This is a genomic window from Thermogutta sp., assembly GCF_014359955.1.
In the GTDB taxonomy this organism is placed as follows: domain Bacteria; phylum Planctomycetota; class Planctomycetia; order Pirellulales; family Thermoguttaceae; genus Thermogutta.
Genome location: NZ_JACIYL010000271.1, coordinates 1 through 5166 on the forward strand (window position 1 = coordinate 1; position 5166 = coordinate 5166).

Here is a 5166-nt window from a genome sequence, read left to right on the forward strand (position 1 = left end):
GCCGGGAGGCACCATTCCGGACGCCGTGCCGCCGATGGACGTGGCACCTCTTCCCCCAGAACCCATCGGCACCCTTCTCCCGGATCCCCGGTTGCCGCAGGTCCTGTTCCTGACCCTACCCAATCGCCCCGCCCAACGGGTCTCTCCGGAACAGCGGGTGAAAACGGGCGACAGCTTTTTCGTGCCGCCATCCTTCCGACCCAAACTCCGGCTGGGTGAGACTCTGGAAGTCGAGTGTCTCGGTCCCGTTTTCTGGGAGCTGGCTCCCGTGGACGCGCAGGGGCGCGTCGGTCTTCGCGTCACCTACGGAAACTTGGCCATCACAGCCAAGGCTCCCAGCGGCGCAAGTCTGCGGCTCACCTGCGGCCCCATCGAAGGTATCCTGGAACTCAACGATCAGAACACCACGGTGGCGCTGGCCGTGCAGCGGAGCCCGGATTGCCTCGGTGACCCGGAGACACAACCCGTCCCCTGGGTGACCGATCTTTATGTCCTCGGCGGATCCGCCCGTTGGCTGGACAGTGGGCGAGCGCGGCCGCTCGTCCTCCGCGCACCTGTTCAGGTCCGATTGAGTGAAACAGAACTCCAGACGGCGCCACTGGACAATCAGCCCGAGTGGATGCGGCCGGCCACCGGGACAGCAGCCATTCTCGAAGAACGTGCGATGGCCGTCCTCGAACTGGCCCTCCGAGATACCGAAAAAGACCCTTTCCAGGTCCTCAGAGAAAACGTTGGTGCCCGCCAACGCGAAGTGGCCTGGCTGGCCAGGCGAACTCTTGCCTATCTGGGAGAACCCGATGAACTCTGGAAGACACTCGATGATTTAGATCAGCGGGCTTACTGGGCTGATGCGTGGATGATTTTGCGTCAACTCGTGCGTATTTCACCCGCTTTGGCGGCCAGTGTCCGTCGCGGAGCAGAGAACGTTCTGGTTTCCGACGGACCTACCGCCTACGCGATGCTCTGGCGCTATCCCTCCGCCCAACTCACGCTCGCCCAGGCCGAGGCACTTGTCCAGTACCTGGACCACGAGAAACTGGCCATTCGTGTGCTGGCATCGCTGACACTCCGTCAGGTGACGCAAATGACGCTCGCCTACGAGCCACAAAGCTCCCCCGCCGAGCGGAAGCGGGCCATTGAACTCTGGCGCGAACGGCTCAAGTCGGGCTCGGTTCGCGGCGTCGTTTACAAGCCAGCCGCGGAACGGCCCTGACGTTGCACCGGGCACGACAAGCGTGCCCCTCCGATTCCTCGGAGGGACCTGCCTGTCAGGTCCGCGTCTCGGAGGGACGTGCTTGTCACGTCCGCCTGTCAGGATCAAATGATCGATCGCCTTTCACCGGGCACGACAAGCGTGCCCCTCCGATTCCTTTTCCGGAGGGACCTGCTCGTCAGGTCCGCGTCTCGGAGGGACGTGCTTGTCACGTCCGCCTGTCAGGATCGGACGATCGATCGCCTTTTCGCGGGCACGACAAGCGTGCCTCCAATTTGGAGGTAGGGGCCATTCATGAATTGCCCCTACCGCTCTTCGCGCCCCCGGCATTTCACATGGTTAGAAAAGTGAAAATCCGGCAGCGTGCCGATTTATTGAGCCGCCCGACGGGGATAAGCTAAAATGCCGGTATGAGTCGGGACGACCCAGCTTATCAATACCCGGTGGCCTGTCAGCGATGTGGCGTGGAGCTGCACCTCGGTCGGGGATCCTGCTATCTCATCAACATTGAGGCCATGGCCGACCCCTCTCCGCCCCAGCTCGACTTTGACGATTTTCCCACCGACCTCAACAGGGCTTTCCGCGACGTGCTGGAAGAGCTTTCGCAACTGTCGGCTCAGGAAGCGATGGATCAGGTCTATCGTCGCGTGAGCTTTTATCTGTGCGCGCGGTGCTACGCTCGGTGGATCGAAAATCCCACAGGATGACGGCGTCGATGTGAATTGGTTGGCCGTTTTTTCCGGGCGCAAATTTTCCCTCCCTCTTTTCTGAGGTTTTTCCCGGAGGGATCTTTTCCGAAGAGACGTGCTTGTCAGGTCCGCCTCTCGGAGGGACGTGCCTGTCACGTCCGCTCGTCAACCTTGGATGATCCACCCCCATTCACTCGCGTTCCGGTAGGGGCGATTCATGAATCGCGGTTGTGGTACATCGGCACTTGGCAGATCGGTCCTATTTCGGTAGGGCCAATTTGCCCCTACCGCGTTGGTGAGGCCACGCGGCCAAGTAATACCGGGCACGACAAGCGTGCCCCTCCGATTCCTCTTTTCCGGAGGGGCCTGCTTGTCAGGTCCGTCGTTTAACGATTGGTCGTCCATCCTTCCTCACCGGGCACGACAAGCGTGCCCCCGATTCCCTGGTTGCGTTGCACGGGCCTGGTGAGCTCTATACGATTGAAAGGGGATAGCCCCGGTTTGGATACAGCATCTTTTTGTGGTCGTGCCGGCAGGAGCTCAATTCATGAGACGACTTTCTAAAAAAACGGCCGTTCTGGCAGCGGGACTTCTTGTTGGGGGCCTGTTTCTGTCGGCAACTGGAAACTTGCGTCTCGGCCCAGGATCGGTGCTGGCCGAGGAACCGGCGGGGCGTTCCTGGTGGTCGGCACTCCGAGAAAGAGTCCTCTCACTTCTCGGGGAGGACGAGGGGCCGCCCCGTGGGCCGGATGCCGCAGCACGCGACGAGTCTCTCCCGGAAGTCTATCGGGAGGGAGAACACGGAGCGGGGGCTCTTCGGATCATCAACGAGGTGCCCGTTTTGATCCTCCGCGGGGATCCCGAGGCGATTGCGGAGCAGGAAGCGGTGCTCACGCGGGATGCGACGGCCAATCTGGTGGCGGCACCACAGGATTTCCTGGCGACACTGGCCTACCCGGGTGGTTGGGAAGGACTGGTGGATCGCGGTCGCGGCCTGTGGCGGTTTATTCCTCAGGATTACCGCCGGGAATTGACAATGTTGGCCCAAAAGGCGGGCGTTTCCCTCGACGAACTGCTGGCCGTCAACGCCCTGCCCGATATGTATCGCGACCTGGCGTGTTCGTCGCTGGTCGTTTTGCCCGAGCGAAGCGCCACCGGGACGTTGCTTTTCGGAAGAAATCTCGATTTCTTTTCGCCGCGTCAGCTTTATCGTTACACGATTGTGAAGGTGTACGATCAGCCGGGGAAGCGGTACCGCTTTGTCTCGGTGGGATTTCCGGGATTTATTGGTTGCCTCTCGGGCATGAACGAAGCGGGCCTGTGCCTGGCGGTGCATGAAGTGCATCTCACAGGCGACGGAGCGCCCATGTTTTGTCCCCAGGGTATGCCGTACGCGATGCTGCTGCGTCGGATTATGGAACAGTGCGGCACGGTGGATGAGGCCACGGCACTTTTGCGTTCTTCTCCGCGGACCACGCTGCTTAACATCGTCCTTTGTGATCGGCAGAAGGCGGCCGTGGCGGAGATCACGCCGAAGAGTGTGGAAGTTCGCTACGCCGAAAACGGACTGCTGGCCTGCACGAATCACTTTCGCACAGCGCGGCTACGCACCCCGGTGCTTTCGTGGCGATACGAGCGATTGATGGAAGCGGCCGAGTTGCCGCGAATCGACCTGCCCTCCCTCGAACGGAAGCTGGACGAGGTCAATCTCCGTTTTCTGACGATTCAATCGATGGTTTTTGACCCGGAGAATTTGACACTCCATCTGGCGCGGGGAGTACCTCCGGTGACAAAAAGGCCCTATCATCGCGTGGAACTGTCGCAGTGGCTCCGAGAGAAATCACCGGCAAGCGGAGGGGAGAAATGACAGCCGATGGATCCCGTCGAGCGTGAGGAACATTTAGGGAAGGTTCTCCAGGCCCTCGACCGCAAGGAGTATCTTCGCGCTCTCAGTGAAGCTGATCAGTGGTTGGCCGAAGATTCTACCGATGCGACGGGATATTCGATGCGGGCCCTGGTGCTGATTCGGCTGGGGCGGTTCCGTGATGCCTTGGAGGATGCCCGCCGGGCCCGGCAACTCGAGCCGCACGATCCGCAGGTGGTGATGGTCTTTGCGATGGCTGCGGAGGCTGAGAACCGCCTTTCCTGGGCTCAGCAAGCCTGGGAAGAGGCGGTGCGGCTGAGCCACAGTGCGCCGGGCGTCCTCCGGGAATTCGCGCGTTTCATGGTGGATCATCGGGGTCCGAAGCCTGCCCTGGAAGCAGCGCGTCGGGCGGTGGAAGCAGATCGAAACAACTCCCAGGCGTGGAGTATTCTCGCAGCCGCCCAGCTCCGCATGCACCAGTTTCAGGAGGCCGAGGAGTCACTCAAGCGGGCACTGGCTTTGGATCCCAACAACGTGCAGGCGCAGGCGCTCATGGCCCAGTATCTGCTACTCCGTGGCAAACAGAACGAGGCCCTGGCGATCAGCAAGTTGCTTCAGGACCATGAGCAGGCTCGCCCCGTCGTCCAGTGGATCCGGGAAGAGACCAAAAAAAGAAATCTGGAACGGATCCTCGTCGAGCGGGCACTCGATCTGGAAGCGCGCCGGCCGGATCCCGGCTCATGGCGATGGTTTTCCCTGACGTGGTGGGCACTGGCTTACACCGGAGCCCTGGCCGTCGCCCTTGTTCTGGATGTGGCGGGAATCGGCAACTGGCTCTTTCTGCTGGTGCTCGCTTTCCTGGGAATTCACCTCGTGCTTTGGGCCCTGCTCTTCCGCCGCTGAGCGTCCCCTGCTCGCTGTTGCGTGCGGCCCATCCCCCATCGAATGATCACCGGGGAAAGCAGTACAAAAAGTTCACCCTTCCATGACGTCTTTTTCGCGATTCTTGGCCAGTTCGTTGGCTTTTTCTTCGTATTCTTTCGTCAGTTCCTGGATCCGCTCTTTGAGGCGCTCACAGTCGTCTTCGGACAGGACCTTGTCCTTTTCCGCCTGGTCGGCCAGTTTATTGCCTTCACGACGGATATTGCGAATGGCGATTTTGGCCTCTTCGCAGAGTTCGCGAATGCGCGCGACCATCTTTTTGCGAACTTCCATGGACAGCGGGGGAATATTGACGCGAATGACCCGCCCGTCGTTCTGGGGGTTAAACCCCAGATCGGATGCGCGAATGGCTTTCTCGATATCTTTGAGTGTGCCGGGGTCGTACGGTCGAATGACGAGTTGTTGCGGTTCGGGCGCTCCCACAGCCGCCAACTGTTTCAGTGGCACGGAAGTCCCGT

5 protein-coding genes are annotated in these 5166 nt (G+C 60.7%); 4 read left to right on the forward strand and 1 reads right to left on the reverse strand.

The genetic code is table 11. The features are described 5' to 3' along the window. The 4 genes from H5U08_RS09680 to H5U08_RS09695 all read left to right on the forward strand — a co-directional run. Nucleotides 1-1213 (forward strand): hypothetical protein (locus tag H5U08_RS09680; RefSeq protein WP_297032504.1); only part of this gene is annotated, 1213 nt, incomplete at its 5' end. A 410-nt stretch (nucleotides 1214-1623) separates the two neighbouring features. Next, nucleotides 1624-1920, forward strand: coding sequence for a hypothetical protein (locus H5U08_RS09685; RefSeq protein ID WP_297032505.1), 297 nt, complete (start codon nucleotides 1624-1626; stop codon nucleotides 1918-1920). 529 nt (nucleotides 1921-2449) lie between these two features. After that, complete coding sequence (locus tag H5U08_RS09690) at nucleotides 2450-3769, forward strand: C45 family peptidase (protein ID WP_297032506.1); 1320 nt, start codon at nucleotides 2450-2452, stop codon at nucleotides 3767-3769. A 6-nt stretch (nucleotides 3770-3775) separates the two neighbouring features. Beyond that, nucleotides 3776-4669, forward strand: coding sequence for a tetratricopeptide repeat protein (locus H5U08_RS09695; RefSeq protein WP_297032507.1), 894 nt, complete (start codon nucleotides 3776-3778; stop codon nucleotides 4667-4669). 72 nt (nucleotides 4670-4741) lie between these two features. On the opposite strand, the gene H5U08_RS09700 is transcribed toward H5U08_RS09695, so the two are convergent. Next, the coding region (locus H5U08_RS09700) for a ribosome-recycling factor (RefSeq protein ID WP_297032509.1) at nucleotides 4742-5166 on the reverse strand (425 nt) is incomplete at its 5' end.